11 protein-coding genes are annotated in these 17,282 nt (G+C 28.6%); 1 reads left to right on the top strand and 10 read right to left on the bottom strand.

All coding sequences use genetic code 11. The annotated features are described in order from the left end of the window. Positions 1 to 14: 14 nt before the first annotated feature. From ACAG39_09375 to ACAG39_09350, 6 genes are all read right to left on the bottom strand, one after another. Positions 15 to 638 (bottom strand): YIP1 family protein, encoded by a 624-nt coding sequence (locus tag ACAG39_09375; protein MEZ0537445.1) that lies wholly within the window; start codon positions 636 to 638, stop codon positions 15 to 17. 15 nt (positions 639 to 653) lie between these two features. Next, a complete protein-coding gene (locus ACAG39_09370; GenBank protein ID MEZ0537444.1) occupies positions 654 to 2,108 on the bottom strand; it encodes a hypothetical protein in 1,455 nt (484 codons plus the stop codon). A gap of 14 nt (positions 2,109 to 2,122) precedes the next feature. Further along, on the bottom strand, positions 2,123 to 2,986 hold the full coding sequence (locus tag ACAG39_09365) for a carbohydrate ABC transporter permease (GenBank protein ID MEZ0537443.1): 864 nt from the start codon (positions 2,984 to 2,986) through the stop codon (positions 2,123 to 2,125). Between the two features lie 20 nt (positions 2,987 to 3,006). Beyond that, positions 3,007 to 3,897: a carbohydrate ABC transporter permease gene (locus tag ACAG39_09360; GenBank protein MEZ0537442.1), complete on the bottom strand. Its 891-nt coding sequence runs from the start codon at positions 3,895 to 3,897 to the stop codon at positions 3,007 to 3,009. A gap of 21 nt (positions 3,898 to 3,918) precedes the next feature. Then, positions 3,919 to 6,834: an extracellular solute-binding protein gene (locus ACAG39_09355; GenBank protein MEZ0537441.1), complete on the bottom strand. Its 2,916-nt coding sequence runs from the start codon at positions 6,832 to 6,834 to the stop codon at positions 3,919 to 3,921. Positions 6,835 to 6,922: 88 nt separating this feature from the next. Further along, positions 6,923 to 8,284 (bottom strand): ABC transporter substrate-binding protein, encoded by a 1,362-nt coding sequence (locus ACAG39_09350; protein MEZ0537440.1) that lies wholly within the window; start codon positions 8,282 to 8,284, stop codon positions 6,923 to 6,925. Between the two features lie 379 nt (positions 8,285 to 8,663). Here ACAG39_09350 and ACAG39_09345 point away from each other — a divergent pair, with 379 nt between their 5' ends. After that, positions 8,664 to 9,788 carry a GntR family transcriptional regulator gene (locus tag ACAG39_09345; GenBank protein MEZ0537439.1) on the top strand — a complete coding sequence of 375 codons (1,125 nt, stop codon included), beginning with the start codon at positions 8,664 to 8,666 and terminating at the stop codon, positions 9,786 to 9,788. Positions 9,789 to 9,842: 54 nt separating this feature from the next. On the opposite strand, the gene ACAG39_09340 is transcribed toward ACAG39_09345, so the two are convergent. From ACAG39_09340 to ACAG39_09325, 4 genes are all read right to left on the bottom strand, one after another. Next, positions 9,843 to 11,300, bottom strand: coding sequence for a PIG-L deacetylase family protein (locus ACAG39_09340; protein ID MEZ0537438.1), 1,458 nt, complete (start codon positions 11,298 to 11,300; stop codon positions 9,843 to 9,845). 332 nt (positions 11,301 to 11,632) lie between these two features. Continuing rightward, a complete protein-coding gene (locus tag ACAG39_09335) occupies positions 11,633 to 12,226 on the bottom strand; it encodes a TatD family nuclease-associated radical SAM protein (GenBank protein MEZ0537437.1) in 594 nt (197 codons plus the stop codon). A 141-nt stretch (positions 12,227 to 12,367) separates the two neighbouring features. Next, the gene (locus ACAG39_09330) at positions 12,368 to 13,525 is read right to left on the bottom strand and encodes an Ig-like domain-containing protein (GenBank protein MEZ0537436.1); all 1,158 of its coding nucleotides are present in this window, start codon (positions 13,523 to 13,525) and stop codon (positions 12,368 to 12,370) included. 16 nt (positions 13,526 to 13,541) lie between these two features. Further along, a complete protein-coding gene (locus ACAG39_09325) occupies positions 13,542 to 17,153 on the bottom strand; it encodes a glycosyl hydrolase 53 family protein (protein MEZ0537435.1) in 3,612 nt (1,203 codons plus the stop codon). Positions 17,154 to 17,282: the final 129 nt, after the last annotated feature.

Raw genomic sequence — 17,282 nt, 5'->3', positions numbered from 1 at the left:
ACTCTTCCTCCATTTCATCGAATACGAAGAAGTCTTATTTCTTTTATTAATTCATCGATAAAGTTTACAACCTGAATTGTCAATACGTAAAAAAGCCCTATTAATAGCCATATTAAAATAGCTGCTATAATTGATAAAATACACACTAATATTGTTTTCCCAATAGTAAAATTATTCAGTGTCTTGGTACTATATATAATTAAAATAACAACCCATAGCCATTTAATTGCTTGAAGAAAATTAAACCAGCTAATATCATAAATAGAAAGAATATGTGAAAAAAATACTATTGGAATTGTTAATATTATGTATGGAATTAAACAATATATAGTTGATGAAAATTGCTCACTTATTAGAGTTTCCCCTTCTGATATAGTAGTAATTGCATAGCAAGAAACTATCCAAGTTAAGACAGGAATTATGCTTTTGAAAAATTCCCTTAATATGCTTGTTTGCCTTGGCTCAATTTGCGTAAGTGGGTAATGAGTAAAATATATTTCAAATACTCTTACTAAAATAAGTAAAACAAGAATAATTAACGGCGAGATTATATCAAAGTTTTTTCTATTCTTTTTTAATTGAATAAATGCTTCACTTGGTTTAAAAATTGTTAGTAAAGAAATTTTCAACAATTCCATTTTTATCACCTTAATCTATTTTTTATAAAAATAATAATTATCAGCAAGCATTTGACTTTTTCTAAAACCAATAGAAATAATCTTTAGTAATATGAAAAGTATTAAAATAAAGGCAAATACATAAAAGATAAAATATTTTCTAAAGTTTTCATGTCTATATTCAGCAAAGGCTTGAGAATAACCTTCTTTATCATCTGCATTCTTATAATGTTTCATTGCTTCAATCCATTTACCTTGTTTCATCAATGCCTTGGCTAAACCTTTATTAGCTATAATATAATTAGGATCTATTTTTAAAATTTCCATCCAAGGTGTTACAGCTTCTTTGTATTTTCCTTGATAATAAAGCTTTATACCATGGTGAATGGTGCTTATAAATTTGGTAGGTTTTAATACTTGAATATTATTTAAACTTGCATCCAAAACATAGAGATTTTCAGAACTATCTATTGCAACACTTGAAGGATTAATAAATTTACCTTTCCAAGCTCCATATCCTCCAAAAACAGTTAATAAATTACCTTCGGGATCATATTGATATAATTTACAACTGCTATTATCAAGGGCTGTAATTATTCCATTTTTGTCTACACATAAATCAACAAACATAGGCTCATTTTTTTTGCCAAGTGAATTTACTCTTTCTCCAAAAAAGTCTGTTTTTTTATAAATATTATTACCTATAGGTGTTATCTTTTTTACTTGAGCATTATCAGTTCTTATGGTAGTCGCATATATCATGCCATCACTATGTATCAAAAAATTAGAGTGTGCAGGTGGTAATCTCTTTTCTAACATATCTTTTTGTTCTTTTGTTGCAAATAGCCTTATAAAGAGATCTCTTAAACTAAATTCGAGTTTAGTAGGTGCTATATATCCTTGGAATTTATTTGTTGCATCAAGTACAATAAAACCATGATAATCATCTTTATTAAGAATGTATATGTAACCAATTTTATCTATGAAAACCTTTATAGGTCTAAAAGGATATTTGTTATCATATAACTCAGACTTTGGTTTGGTAAATTGTTCTACATACTTTCCATTGTTTGATAAATGAATAATTCTTTCATTTCCTGTATCAGCAATATACATATCCTCATCTTCATCAACATAAATACCATTAGGCTCAGAAAGAGGTGAGTTATCAGGGCCAGTAAATACACCTAATAGATCCCCGTTACCTGATAATTTTACGATTCTATTGTTACCAGTATCAACTATATATAAATTATTTTTACTATCAATAAAGATATCTTGTGGGTTGTTAAGATTAATATCTTTCCCAAAATTATCTATTACTTTTTCAGTTACATAGCTTATTGGTATAGGTATCTTCCTAAGCTGTTTATCTAAAATATAGTCATGTTCAAAATCAGCTGCAAAAGCAATTAGAAAAAAATTAAAATACAATACTATAAAAGTAATAAAACAAATAATAAACTTTTTAGTTTTTATTCTTTTTTTCATTTTACACCACCTAATTATCCTTTTATTCCTGAATATGCCATAGTTTTCATAACCCTTGACTGCATTATCAAGAACACTATTATAGTTGGCATTGTTACAAGAAAAGTTGCAGCAGCCATAGCTCCTGATCTTGCAACCTGCCCTGGCCCACCTGCTAAACTTTGTAAGATTAACGGCAATGTTTTTAATGCTTGTTTATTTATAAAAATCAACGGTGAAAAATAATCATTCCAATTTGAAACAAATGAAAATACAATCAATGTTGACCATGCAGGCTTACACATTGGCATTATTATTTTCCAAAAAATCTTAAAATCTTTTGCACCATCTATTCTTGCGGCTTCTATATAAGTATCTGGTATCTGTTCTATAAATTGCTTCATAAGAAATATATTATATGCTACAGCTATCTTAGGAACAATCAATGCCCAATATGTATTTAATAAACCTAATTTACTAACAATCAAATAGTTTGGTATTTGTGTAACATGAGGAGAAAACATGAGTGCTGCAATTATTATATTAAAAATCACATTTCCATAAGGTAGCTTATACTTTGCAATTGCAAATGCTCCCATACTACTTACTATTACTGTTAAAATAACTACAACACATGTAGTAAATAAACTATTAAATATATATCTTGAAAAAGGAATAACAGAGCTATCTAAAGCAGTTAATAACTCAATAAAATTTCTCATTGTAGGTCTTCTTACAAAAAACCTTGGAGGATATAAAAATAATTCATCATATGGTTTAAAAGCAGTTGATATCATATATATCAATGGCAATGCTGTGAAAAGGACTAAAAGCAGCATAAATGAATAAACTATCCACCATTTAGTGTTTAACAATATCTTTTTTTTATTATTAATCATTAAATTAGCCTCCCGCTTTATTATTCGTCCTTTGAAGATAACACTTTCATAAAAATTTTGCCTAAAGAATATGTCAATATGAAAAGTATAACAGCAACCGCTGAAGCAAATCCCATATCAAATCTAATAAATGCATAATCATATAAATGTGCAACTATTGTATGACCAGCATAATTAGGGCTTGGTATGCCAGCAATTGAAACTGCAATATCAAACACCCCAAACGAGCTGACAATAGAGTTTATTGCACCAAACAAAAGTTGTGGTTTCATTGAAGGTAGTGTAATATATATAAGCTCCTGGAACCTGTTTTTAATCCCATCAACAGCACCTGCATCATAAAGCTCTTTTGAGATATTTTGTAAACCTGCAAGAAAAACTAAAAAACCTGTACCCATACTCATCCAAACAGAAACTATTATTATTACTGGCAAAATTGTTTTTGGATCTAAATTCCATAGAATTGGTTCTGAAATTATACCTAATCGTATTAGTAGATTATTTATAAATCCATATCTATCACTAGAAAAAAAGTATAACCATACAACTGACATTGCAATACCACTTGTAATTGATGGAGCATAAAAAGCTAAAGCAAAAAATTTTCTCATCTTTAATTGATCTATAATCCATGCAACAAAAAATGAAGCAAAATATCCTATGGGACCAGTTATAAATGCAAATATTAAAGTGTTTTTTAATGCAATCAAAAAGACATCATCATCGGTAAATAGTATCCTATAGTTCTCAATACCTGCAAATTTAGGTGACTGTATAATATTGTAATGAGTAAAACTTAAGAATATAGAATAAAGTACAGGTATAATAACAAACAATGTAAACAGTATTAAAAATGGTAATAGAAATAAATACCCAATACCATAATTGTTCCAAAATTTCTTAAATGCCATTATTATTGGCCTCCTTAATTCTCACTTAATTACTCCATATTCCTTTTGTTTAATTTTCATTTCCTTATTTATATCTTTAACAGCTTTTTCTAATGAATCTCTAATATCTTGTAAGTCAACAACAGCTTTAGTCCAAGCATTTAATAAATGTCTATTTGTAAAATATCCTCCTAATACAACAGGTTGTGTTCTATACCATTGCCATTGCTTTTTTATTATTTCTAAGTGACTATTATCCCATGGAAGATTTAAAAATGCTTGCATATTGGCAGTATTCCATCTTGCTTCAGGCCCTATAGATGACTCTACTTCTCGACCAAATCTTGTTTGAGTATTTTGATCAGTCCACCATTTTAAAAATTCCCACGATTCATTTTTTTTCTTTGATCCTTGAAGAATAATAGTAGCTGTTGTGTTTGCAGATGCAGTTCTATCAATTTTGCCTTCTTCATTTATATGCCCAGGTATTAATGCAATTCCCCATCTGCCATAAAGTTCTGGTGCTGCAACAGTTAGCATAATATACATGTCATAACCAGCAATTCCGATTGGCATTTCACCAGTCCTAAATCTATTGAAAAAGCTTGCTGATACTGGTACTTTATATACTTTATATAAATCTGTCCATTCTTTAAATGCCATGTATGCTCTTTCGCTATCCAAATCAGTGCTCAAATAATCATCTTTGTAGAATTTGCCTCCTCGTTGATATAGAAACGGAATAAATGAATCTCCTATATTGGCGTTACCATAGTAAAACTGCATGCCATTTTGATTAAGTATCGGAAATACATTTTTGTATAGTTCTTCCCAAGTATTTGGTAACTTTATCCCAAGTTCATCAATTATATCTTTTCTATAAAACATTACTGTAAAATCCATAGTTTCTGGCAATGCATATACACCATTTCTATATATAAATCCATCAATTACTCCACTATGAAATCTATTTATAACATTATTGAAATCTTTATAGCTTTTTAAATTTACAGTAGCATCTCTAATTGCTAATTCAACAGGAGTGAGTCTATCAACTCCACATGCTACATCAGGATATGACTTGGATACAATACTTAATAAAAGTGCATTAACTCCACCTGTTGATAACTGACCTGATGGCAAAACATTAATATTAACATTAATATTAGTTTTGGGTGTGAATTCTTCATCAGCTAATTGTTTCATTATTTCTGCCCATTCTTTTCCTCTTGCTACCCACACATTTATTGTTTTATATTTTTTGCCTTTGTAAGTTTTTAGTCCAGCTACTTTATCATAATCCTTTTTAAATGAATTAATAAAGTTAAACCAAGATATAGCCATTTTTTCAAAAATATTTGATGTTCTTATATTTAGCTTTTTTTCTTTAGAAGCAATCATAATAAAATCTATACCAAGTGGTTGATTTTCTAAATCTTCAATCCAGTTTGTAATACTCATTTGAGCATTCATTAAATCTTTTAGTTGCCTTGGAATTAGAAAAGGAGTCTTTATTAACCTATCTATCTGATCCTTGAAAGATAAAAATTGATTAACAATACTTGGCCTTTTATCATTAAGCCTTGTTAGCTGTTCTGAAATATATCCTAATTGTGAAGACATATCTTTAAGGTTTTTAATAAGATCAGGTATTTTTGTATCTAATTCATAATCAAAATTTAGATCAGGGTCACTTCCAGTTATCATTATTATTCTTTTTAGTATATATGATAATTGATATGACAGATCTTCCAATACAGTAACAATATCTTTATATTCACCTGTAATACATTTTAAAGATATAGTATGAGTTCCTTTATTCAAATAAACAAGATAAGGGTTATCATTTTTACCTTTCAACCAATTAAATTGCCATTCGTTTTTATATTTAAATGGATAAGCTTCAAATTCTTTAAATGGTATATGTCCATCTATCAAAATCTCTCTATAGCTTGTTAAGCCATCCCTATAGTTTTGTATATACTTTATTCCAAGCTTATAATAGCCATTTTGTGGAATATTAAACTTCCAAATAACTTCTTGATTCCCTTTTCTCCATCTCCATCCACCAAGGTAATTTAGCCTTATGTTATTTTTATCAAATGGGTCTATTTGTGGATCTCCGCTATATTCTTTTTTTATAGTGATATCATTTTTTATATATGGCTTTTCACCTTGTATTTTCAGAGTAAAGTTATTGTTATTAAAATTAGTATTTTTTAAATATTGGGTATATACGGGCAATTGCTTAACACTTTTTAGATATATCTTTGATATTGCTATTCCCTGATCAACATATGTAAATCTTAATGTATGTAATCCTTTTGTAAGATAAATATTAAATCCCATAGGGTATCTACCTTTTATGTCAAATAATAGCTGCTTGTTCCAATCTAAAATCTCTGTTTGTTGAGGATTGATTTCATCTCCTACACTATTATAAACACTATAAGTTGCAGCATCCTTCCAATATCTGAAAAAGGGGATATTCAATGCTTCGAAAAATGGTAATTTCCCATCAATATATAAACCTCTTTTAATAGTATCTCCACTACCACTAAGAGGATAATATTCAACTTCGATATTGTAAAACCCTTCATTTAATATTTCAGTTTTAAAATCAAAGTATTTTTCATTTTTATCCCAAATTAATACAGGGCCACTAGCTCCTCTGAAATTATTCTTAATTATCTTTTGATCAGAATATGAGGAAATGTTGTCTGGTGTTAAAATAATCTCCTGATTTTGGCAATTTAATTTGTGTTGCTTACTTATATCGAAAAGGTATTTTTCATATGTATATCTATAAAGAATTGTTTCTTCTTTTTTATTATTTACTTGAATTTTTAATTTTTCAGCTAACTTTGCACCTGGTTGTGCATATGTAAAATCAAACAAAAATGAGATTATCAATACTAATATAGTGAATTCCTTTAAAATCCTTTTGGAAATAAACATTTTGTAACCTCCTAAAAATAGGCGTTGAAAAAATATAACTTTGGCATACTGGAAAGCTAAATTACTTTCCAGTACGCCTTGCTAGATATTATTTTTTATTTCTTTGAGCAACCTTTTTCAAGTGTTCTTTTAAACCAGCTTTAAGTTGTTTATCTATTTCAGCAAGTCCTTGTGCTGGACTAATTTGGAGTGTTTGAATCTTATCCCATATTGGGCTAACCACTGAACCATAATCAAAATCAGTTTGTCTTGCTGTAAATACAACGTTCTTTTCTAATATTTGCATTTTATGGCCTAAGGCATTTTTGATAACTGGGTTTGCAATTTGAGGAACCATTGTGTTTTTAACATATTCATACATGTTTTTATGTGCAATCATATATGGCCAAGGTGTTTTGTTGTTTTGTTTAAATCCTTCAACAATCCATTGGTATGGAACATCTGAAGCAAACCATTTAATAATATCAAAACCACCTTGTGGATTTTTTGAACCTGATGGCAATGCTAATGCCCATGTTGCATATCCTGGTGTTACTCTCTTTGTCTTAGTGTCTGGAGCAGGTATTAATGTTAAATCCCATTTTAAGTTAGCATTGTTTCTATAAGCATCTCTTGGTCTCCAAACTGAGTCGTCAATATGCATTGCAATGTTTCCTTTTTCAAAAGCAAAGTCAACATCTTTTGATTTTTTGCTTTCAATTCCTTTCCCACACATTTTTGCTAATTCAATTACCATATCTACTGCTTTTCTTACATTTTTATTTAGAGCCATTGATTTTCCGTAAGGGTCTACCCAATTGACACCTAATTGATACATAAATGTGTTTAATGCTTGACTTGCACTCCATTGTGGTAAATCCATTCCCAATTGAACTATATTACCTTTTGAATCATATTTTGTTAAAATCTTAATATATTTTTTTAATTCATCCCAAGTTTGTGGTGGTCTGTCTGGGTCCAATCCAGCTTGTTCAAAAAGGTCTTTATTCCAGTACAACACGTCAAAATCAATATCCCAAGGAAGTGAATAATGTTTCCCTTTATATTCACCCCATTTTAAAGTGAATGGTAGAAATTCTTTATATGAAATATCTTTTGCCTTTGACATATATTCGTCTATTGGCCTTAGTGCTTTTTGAGCTGCTAAAGGAATAATCCAATCATTATAGATAAAAACTGCATCTGGTGGGTTACCACTTGCAATTGCTGCAAATAGTTTTGATTGATCTACAAAATTGACAGGATATGAAACTTTATAGCCAGTTTTCTTTTCAAAGTCTTCAAATGGCTTATCAGCTGGATCAAATTGTCCTCCCCAAAATACCACTGTTCCTTTTGAACCAGGTTTTACTTCTGCCTTTGTTGTATCTAATTTGGTAACAGCAAATGAAATAACAAATGCAAATACCAAAAGCAGAGATAAATACCGAGTTTTTAAAACTTTCCTCATACAAAATACCTCCCATATTTATTATATACTAAGGCTTTTAAAAAGCCTTTAAGCCTTGAATTGTTATAATATTTAATGATATATTATGTATATTAGATTACCAAGCATATATATTTTAGTTAAATTAATTTGATGTATTTTCAAAATTTTGTTTACTTTCTACCAAACTATTTTATTATATTATATCAATATGATTTCAATGATGTCAATATGATATATTATAATTTTCAATTAAAATTATGTTTTATATTAAAAAATTAATTGAACATATTCTAATTTGGATGCTTATAGACTGTTTTTATTTATTATGGTATACTATATAAAGTGATAATAAATTTATTATGATATATTTATTTTATAAGGATGTAGGTGTGATTCTATGGAGGAAAATTTATTAAAAACGCCATTATACAAGAAAATTGCTGATGATATTAAGCAAATGATTATTGAAGGCAAACTAAAACCTAATGATAAATTACCAACAGAAATTGAGCTTGCTCAACAATATAATGTAAGTAGAATTACCTCAAAACAAGCATTAGAACTTCTCAAAAAAGAGGGATTTATTTATCGCAAAAAGAAACAAGGAAGCTATGTTAGTCCAGATTTATTTTTATCTAATGATAATAACAAAATTGCTGATAATAGCAGGAATAAGATTGTATCTTTAATAATTCCTTTTTCATCTAATACAGGTAGAAATATTGATTATATTAAAGGAGCTTCCGATTTCTTACATTCCAAAGGCTATTATTTATCAATACATTGTACAGATGGTCTAGTTGAAAAAGAAAAAGAATATTTAAATTTGCTACCATACAATGGTTCTTCAGGGATAATTTATTATCCTGTATTTGATATAGAAACTTATGATGCTGTTTATAACTTATATTTAAATCAGTATCCCATTGTTACAATTGATAAATATATTGAAGGAATTCCTATTTCATATGTTGTCTCAGACAACTTTAATGGTGCTTATGAAGCAACTAAATATTTAATTTCTTTAGGGCATAAGAATATAGCATTTATTTCTACAACACATATAGGTTTTGCTACATCAATTAAAAACAGATTTTTTGGTTATAGAAAAGCTTTATTTGATTATAATATATATTACAATAATAAGTTTGTTATTCAAAATTATGATTTGCCACGTGTAAATATTGATGAAAAAACTGAAATTATTAAAGATCTTGTTAACCAAGGTGTCACAGCCTTTATTACTGAATTTGATTATGTAGCAATTGAAATAATTAGGTTATTAAGGGCAATCAATATTAATATACCTAATGATGTGTCTGTTATTGGTTTTGATAATATAGAAATACTCGAACATTTAGAAACACCACTGACCACTGTAGACCAAAATTTCTATAATATTGGCTGGAAAGCAGCAGAGTTTATTTATAAATGTATTGAAAAAGGAAAATATAAATTTGAAAAATATATTGAACCTACTTCTCTTGTAATAAGAGAATCTACTAATACCTTAGAAAAATAATTAAAAGGTGTCCTATTAATTCATACAAAAGTTTTTTAGGACACCTTTTTTTACTTACCTAAACTCCACCACTCTCCAAGCACTTCTGTCAAATTGTCTTCCTAAAATTTCAGTTCTGAGACTTATAAATATTTTGTCAGCATTTAGAAAGTCTTTTTTAGGAACTATTAATTTTAAAAATTCCTTATTTCTTTGTATCTTTGTACCTAGCAATGTAAATTTCTTGTCAGTTAGCGTCTTATCCAAGATAATCTTATCTGGTGTTACTCTAATATAAATTCTGCCAATATATTTGTTTCTATTAAATAAACGTGCATGTATATAATAGTCAACAAGCCTTTTTGTCGATCCTAACATTTTAATTCCAAAATAATAGTTTTGTTCATTATGTGCTATAAAAATTCCATCAATATCAGCACCAGATTCAAAAATAAGAGGTATTGAATCTTTATTAGGTTCAGAAAGTACTTTATATTTATCTAAAAAGATATCATCACCTTGATATCTTACTGCAGTAATGTTTGGTAAATAACTAAATAGCTCATTTTGCCTAATAAATGCTTCTAAAAAGCTTCTCATAACTCTAACTTGACTATTATAGTCATAGATAGCATCCATCTTTTTTGTTAACAATTCATTATTCAAAGGAAACTGAACCCATGTTGTATCAGTAAATGCAAGTTTAAATGGAGGAACTAAAAACATATTTGTTCTTTTCCCAAAAGGTGTTGGCCAGTCTCCTCTATGAACAAGATATTGAAGCTCTGTTGTTTTGTAATCCATTTTAAGTAGTGTAAATTTTACAAAAGCAGATGTAGCCCAATGGTCTGGGTGCTGGTCTCTCGAATAAGGATAAATAATTAAATCAGGTTTATATGATGATATAATACTTTCGATATTATTTACAACATTAATGCCTTTGTATTCAACATTTTTCTGATATGAGTTATTGTATGGAGATCTTGTTGTTCTTGTTAAACTGCTTAAATAAGGATTTTTTGAATTAAAATATTTTTCCCAAAGATATCTTAATCCCCTATCTGGATATCCTAAAAAAATTATATTGTTCCTTTCTAAACCTAAATCCTCTAATGCATGAATTGTTTCTTTTTGTCTTCTATACCCAAATTCTATATAATCATAGGGTTTTAGCCTTATTTTACCAGTATTTTGACCAACTGCTCGTGTAAATCCATCACCATTTGTCATAACTACAACCTTTACTTCAGAGCCATTTGCTATTGCTCTTTGAATAACCCCTGCAGATGATAATGTTTCATCATCACAATGAGGTGCAAATATTAATATTCTTTGTTTATCATCTATATTTATATTATTCATTTGTAAATGAAAGTAATAATTAGATATGTATTCTCTCACTAAAAAACTTGCAACAGTCAAAACTAACCAAGTTATAAAAATGTATAAAATATATGTTCTTTTAAATTGGAATCTTTTTTTATTTCTCTTTTTTTTGTAAACCTTATTTGATGTATTAATAAAAAATTTCATGTTTCATCCCCAAATAAAATCATATATTATATTATATACAATTTTACATAAAAGCACGAGCGGGCAGGATTTAAATTTTTTAAATCCTGCCCGCTTTTTATATTAAAGGAGGAAATGAATCTTGTAAAGCTTTATGTAGCTTTTAAAATTTTAAGGGGGGTTGGTCCGCATTTGCTTTACATTATTGATTATATGTTTTTTGTATACACCATTCAATACCAAAAGTTTATAAAGATTAATTTATAATTATTAAATTTTTTATAAAACAATATATATTAAATATCAACCAAATATACAAAAATGCTTATATGTTTTTGTATATTTTAAACAAGTTAACCCTCATATCTTCTTATTCTAAAGTTGACCCCAAGCTCATCAGCAATTCTCTGGCATTCTTTTATTTCTTTTTCATCCAAAATATCCAAAACGCTAACCCAAACTTCTTTGATATACTTTTTTGAATCTTTAATAAATTCAATAACTCCATCATATATATCCTCATCAAATGGTCTACATAGTTCATTATATCTTTCTTTATTTGGAGCATTTAAACTAATTGATATTACATCTATATATGGTGATAGTAATTTAGGGATATTTGTTTTAAATATAAATGAAGCTTGGCCATTTGTATTAATTCTTAATTTTACATTTGAAATCTCTTTTAATCTTTTTGAAACCTCGATTACTACATCATACCTTAGTAAAGGCTCTCCATATCCACAAAAAACAATCTCATCATATTTATTTGGTTCTTTAATTTCACTTAGAATCTCATCAACACTTGGTTCATGTTTGAGCCAGAGGTCATATTCTTCTCCTAACCCTTTTTCAGTAGCCCTAATACAAAATGTACAATCGTTTGAACATTTATTTGTAACATTAATATATAATCTATTCTCAATTGTATAGGTTATCATGCTCATTTTATTCAGCTCCTATATTAAAAAGTATTGAAATAAAGTATAACACCATATAAAAATATAATCAATATAATAAATAAACAAGTTAATATAAAAGAAAAAGAGGCAAGTTCAATAGAACCAAGCCTCTTTATTACTTTTAGTTTATATCTTTCCTTTTATTTTTTGGACAATTAGTTTTAAATCATTAGTATCTATTTGCCCATCGTTATTTATATCAGCATACTTTACACTATCCCAATCAGAGTCAAATCTACCTTTTGATAAATAGTTTGCTGCAATAGCAAGATCACCAATATTAAATTTTGTATCATTGTTCAAATCCATGTTTTTATAGTTTACATTAACTTGAATACCTGCTTTTAAATCAGTTCCATAGATACTTCCCATAACAGTATAGCTTCCTATCTTTTGGTTTATTTTGTTATCCATACTCTCCCAATAAACATTAACAAAAATCATATCACTATTATAGCATTCAACTTGAACTGTTTTAGGTAATTCAAAAGTATCATTAATTGTAATGTTTATTGGACTTATAGCTTTTACTTCTTTTATTGGTTGAACGTTTATATTTGCTACTGCTTTGATATCAGTGCCATATACAGCCCCATACACAGAAAATGTAGTATTTTCATTTAGTAAAAGTGAAGCATCAAAACTTTCCCATATACAAGCAGCTTTTCCTTCAGTCTCATCATCAAAAACAACATCTACAGTATTTGGAAGTATAGGATTATTTGCCTTTGCAGCAGTTATATTTACATCTTTAATACCCACAATCTGCCCTGATGAAGGTAGCTTTACAAGTTCAAACTTATCAATTGTCCCCCAATTACCTGCATTTCCATTGCAATCAATACCAATTGTTAAGCTATTGGTTTTTAGGGTGAATTCAATACTCCATTGATGCCAATCACGCCAACCAGTATCAGTAATCTGCTGTGTAAGCTTATCTCCACCATAATCTTTAACAAAAAGATTTAATATACTTTGATTAGCTCCACCTTGTGTCCAAACACTAAGTTTATATTTACCTTTTGGCAAATTATATACTGTCTGATAAACAGTAAATTGAAAATTATCAGCCGCCCAATAACTAAGTGTTTTACTTCCATCATTAACATCACTAGTTTTTATTGATAATGGGTTATTATCACTTTGAATAATAGTCCAGTTGCTAAAATCATTTTCAAAACTACCATTTTGTATATAGTTTGTATCATCAGCAAATACAATATTTAAATTTAACAGTATAATCATGAAAGTTAGAACATATACAATAACTTTTTTATTATTCATTATTAATCACCTCTTTCTATCTTAAATTCATTATTGTTCTATAAAGTATTACTGCCGCTTCTTTTCTTGTTGCTAAACTATCAGGCATAATTTGAGCCTTATTGCCAGTCATTATATTTTTCTCTATCAATAAGGATATTGCATCACTTGCATATTTCGATACTTTATTATTATCTTTATAAGAATTAAGTAATGCTTTATTAGATTTTAGGCTCATTTCTTTTTCAATTTCAACTGCCCTTTTAATTAAAACAGCAATGTCCTCTCGCTTGATTGGTGCATTGGGGTTAAATTTATTGTTACCAATACCATTGATAAGTCCTATTTTTTTAGCTATACCTATATAGTCATAATAATTATTGTCTTTATCTACATCAACAAAATTACCTTCAAAATTACTGTAAAAACCAAATGCTTTTACAAGCATTGAAACAAATTCAGATCTTGTAATCAGATTATCAGGTAAGAACTTATCATTATCGTAATTATCTATGATTCCTTTTGAGCATAGTACCTCAATAGCCTGTTTAGCCCATTCAATATTTTTTATGTCCTCAAAAGTTTTATACCTTTTAATAATTGCAAATTTACTAAAATGATGTGTTTTAAATGTTACACTTTGATTTTCTTTATTATAGATTGCATTTGGTATGATTTCCATCTTCCCATCATCTGAGATACTTAAAATAGTTAGGTATTGAGAATCTGTGTCTTGTTTTTCTAAAGGTATAGTTATTGTTATTGCTTTATCAAATTGCGATATTTTATTTGTTTCATTTTTAAATTCAATATTATATATTTCATTTTCAAAAAGCTGTTTCTTTATGGAATCACTTATATTCAGAGCTTCCTCTTTCTTTATACCTATATTAGTAATTCTAATATTATTGCTTTGATCAATAAAAGTATCAGATGGCAAATTAATTATTAATGTAGGTGTATCAATTACTATTTTATTGCCTATCTTATTTTTATCTAAATTTACCTTTGGAATTTGTATATTAATATCTTTAATATCCTTAGAATTATTTAATTTTATTGATATATTTTCTTTGTTATTAAGCTTGTTTTGAAGCTCTTCTATAATCCTTTGCTCTATTATTACATTATAAGATTCTTGTTGTTTTTCAGGTGTTATTTCCATAACTATGTTTTTGTTGTTATTACCTATGTTTACTTTATAAGTTTTTTCAGTTGTTTCATTAGATTGATCATTCTGTTGTGTATTTTGAATAGCTGTTGTTTGATTACTGGTATTGTTAGTATTGTTAGTATTTGTTGTTTGATTATTGGTATTATTGTTTTGATTACCAGTTTGTTTAATTCCATTAACCTTTATATTAATAGATGATAGCTGAGCTGGTACAATAACTCTTCCATCTTGAGCTATTCCAAGCTCGAATTTGTTTATAACAAAACTTCCTACTTTATCTTCTGTTAAATTTTTTGCTTTAAATTTTAATGTTATTATATCTTTATTGTTTAATCCTTTCTTATTAATAGCAAATACCCTAACACCTGATTGAGTTTTTTCAATATCAATTATTTGCGTATCTTGATCTATGTTTTGAACTTCGATTAAATCATATAAATTAGCCGAATAATTAATTTCTATATCTGCTGCAGTAGCATCTTCATTTAAATCATATACACCAATTGTTGCATTAAAATCTCCATTTGCATTTACTGATTGTAATGATTTTATAGACGCATAAGAGGTATCCTCAGTAAATACTACATCATCCCAGCTTCCCCAATTATTACTGTTACCATCTACTAAAATACTTATTTTGCATTGTCCATTAGTAACCTTTATTCCATTTATAACAACCTTCTTAAACTCTCTCCAACCTGTATGGATGGTTGATGTACTTAATTCCTCTCCACCATAGTCACTTGCAATTAACTTTAGTTGATTTTCTCGGCCACCGCCATGTGTATATACCGAAAGTGAATAAACACCATTATTCAATCCGGTTATTGTCTGACTTACTATAAACTTAAATGCAGTTGCAGCCCAATAATGCATTGTATAATTTCCAGAATGAGCATTATTACCTGGAGAATACTCAACTCTAACTGCATTTTGTGGACCAGATAAAACAGTTGCTTCCCAATTATCAAAATTACCTGTTTCAAAGCCTGCATTTTTCACATAGTTTTTATGCCCACTAACTGTTATTTTACAAATAGCTTGAATTATTGTTCCTTCAACTTGGCCTTTTATATTAAATTCTCCTAACTGTTCTAATAGATTCTTGTCATAATCTTCCCATGTAACATTTGCTTCTTTTATTGAATGGTCATTGAAAATTACTTTTACTGTTGATGGTAATGTAGGAATTTCACCAAGTGGTGTTGTAACTTTTGAAGGAAGTATTTCTTCTATAGTAAGTGGTGTTGGTGGATTATTTGAATAAATCTTGTTGAAAACATCTAATGAAGGTAAAGCATTACCGTTAAAATCAAATAAAGCTTGATTATCCCAGCTATTCCCTTCTCCTGTTTTCCATCCTGCACCATTTACTGGTATCCAATCCCCTTCCCAGTAGAAAATTCCGAGGCCTTTGTTATTTGGTACTTTTGATACAACTTCCATAATATCTCTTATTGCACTAGCCTGTCCTTGTATTGTTGCCTTATATCCACCAAAATTTTCTTCATCTTCCCCAAATGAGTTTTCAAAACCATCTCCGTCACTTAATGTCCAAGCATAAGAAGTTTCTGCAATAGCAATCTCTTTATTATATCTTTCAGAAATATCATTAATATTAACCTGCAAATCTTTTAATGTTCCATGCCAAAATGGATAAAATGATAAACCAATTACATCAAAGTCTACTCCTCTTTGTGTTAGGTTATCAAATACTGTTCTATATAAGCTATTAGTTCCGCCATTTGCAAGATGAATCATAATTTTTATTCTTTTGTTTGGATCAGATAAATTGGGATCATTATCCTTTACAGCTTTTATACCTTGTTTTAATAGTTCAGCAAATTTATCATATCCTCCAGCACTGTTACCTGATATTTGCCCATCTGGCCATAAAAAGCCATTGTTAAGTTCATTACCTATCTGAACCATATCAGGTGTTGCTCCATTTGCATTAAGGCTTGATATGGCATTTGCTGTAAAATCATAAACAGCTTGCTTTAGTTGCTCATATGATAGGTTTACCCAGGCTTTTGGTTTTGTTTGTTTACCTGGATCTGCCCAAAAGTCGCTGTAATGAAAGTCAATCAAAACCTTCATTCCAAGTGCTTTTGCTCTTTTTGAAATATCAATTGCCATTTGAAGGTCGCAGTTTCCTCCACCAACATCTATACCATTTTCATCTTTTGGATCATTCCATATCCTTAATCTAATCCAATTTACCCCATGATCTTTTAAAATCTGAAGGCAATCTTTCTGCTCACCATTGTCATAAAACTTCCCTCCTGATTTTTCAATTTGGCTTAGCATTGAAACGTCCATGCCTCTTATAAAATCCTCACTCAAGTTGTTTATTGGATTGATAATTATGGAACTGCTTTCCTGTGCTTTTACTTTTGGCACAAAAACAAATGAAAAGAATATAGCCTGAATAAGTATAACTGAAAAGAATCTAAAAACACTTTTAGAAAGCACAAATACCAACCTCCTATATGTAAATTTCCGTATAAACCCTTATAAATAAATCATATTTTTTTCTTATGTTAGGGTAAATGCTATTAAATTAATATTTTCTTTAAATTTCTATCATTTTTAGATATAATA

The sequence above is a fragment of the Caldicellulosiruptoraceae bacterium PP1 genome (assembly GCA_041320695.1).
Classification (GTDB): domain Bacteria; phylum Bacillota; class Thermoanaerobacteria; order Caldicellulosiruptorales; family Caldicellulosiruptoraceae; genus JBGGOQ01.
Note: the sequence above shows the minus strand (reverse complement) of the source record. Positions and strands in the feature narration are given on the sequence as shown.

Excerpts from the sequence above, each read along its gene's own strand:
- ACAG39_09340 (MEZ0537438.1), bottom strand. The coding sequence starts at position 11,300 with ATGAAATTTTTTATTAATACATCAAATAAGGTTTACAAAAAAAAGAGA.
- ACAG39_09350 (MEZ0537440.1), bottom strand. The coding sequence starts at position 8,284 with ATGAGGAAAGTTTTAAAAACTCGGTATTTATCTCTGCTTTTGGTATTT.
- ACAG39_09345 (MEZ0537439.1), top strand. The coding sequence starts at position 8,664 with ATGGAGGAAAATTTATTAAAAACGCCATTATACAAGAAAATTGCTGAT.
- ACAG39_09375 (MEZ0537445.1), bottom strand. The coding sequence starts at position 638 with ATGGAATTGTTGAAAATTTCTTTACTAACAATTTTTAAACCAAGTGAA.
- ACAG39_09355 (MEZ0537441.1), bottom strand. The coding sequence starts at position 6,834 with ATGTTTATTTCCAAAAGGATTTTAAAGGAATTCACTATATTAGTATTG.
- ACAG39_09365 (MEZ0537443.1), bottom strand. The coding sequence starts at position 2,986 with ATGATTAATAATAAAAAAAAGATATTGTTAAACACTAAATGGTGGATA.
- ACAG39_09370 (MEZ0537444.1), bottom strand. The coding sequence starts at position 2,108 with ATGAAAAAAAGAATAAAAACTAAAAAGTTTATTATTTGTTTTATTACT.
- ACAG39_09330 (MEZ0537436.1), bottom strand. The coding sequence starts at position 13,525 with ATGAATAATAAAAAAGTTATTGTATATGTTCTAACTTTCATGATTATA.
- ACAG39_09335 (MEZ0537437.1), bottom strand. The coding sequence starts at position 12,226 with ATGAGCATGATAACCTATACAATTGAGAATAGATTATATATTAATGTT.
- ACAG39_09360 (MEZ0537442.1), bottom strand. The coding sequence starts at position 3,897 with ATGGCATTTAAGAAATTTTGGAACAATTATGGTATTGGGTATTTATTT.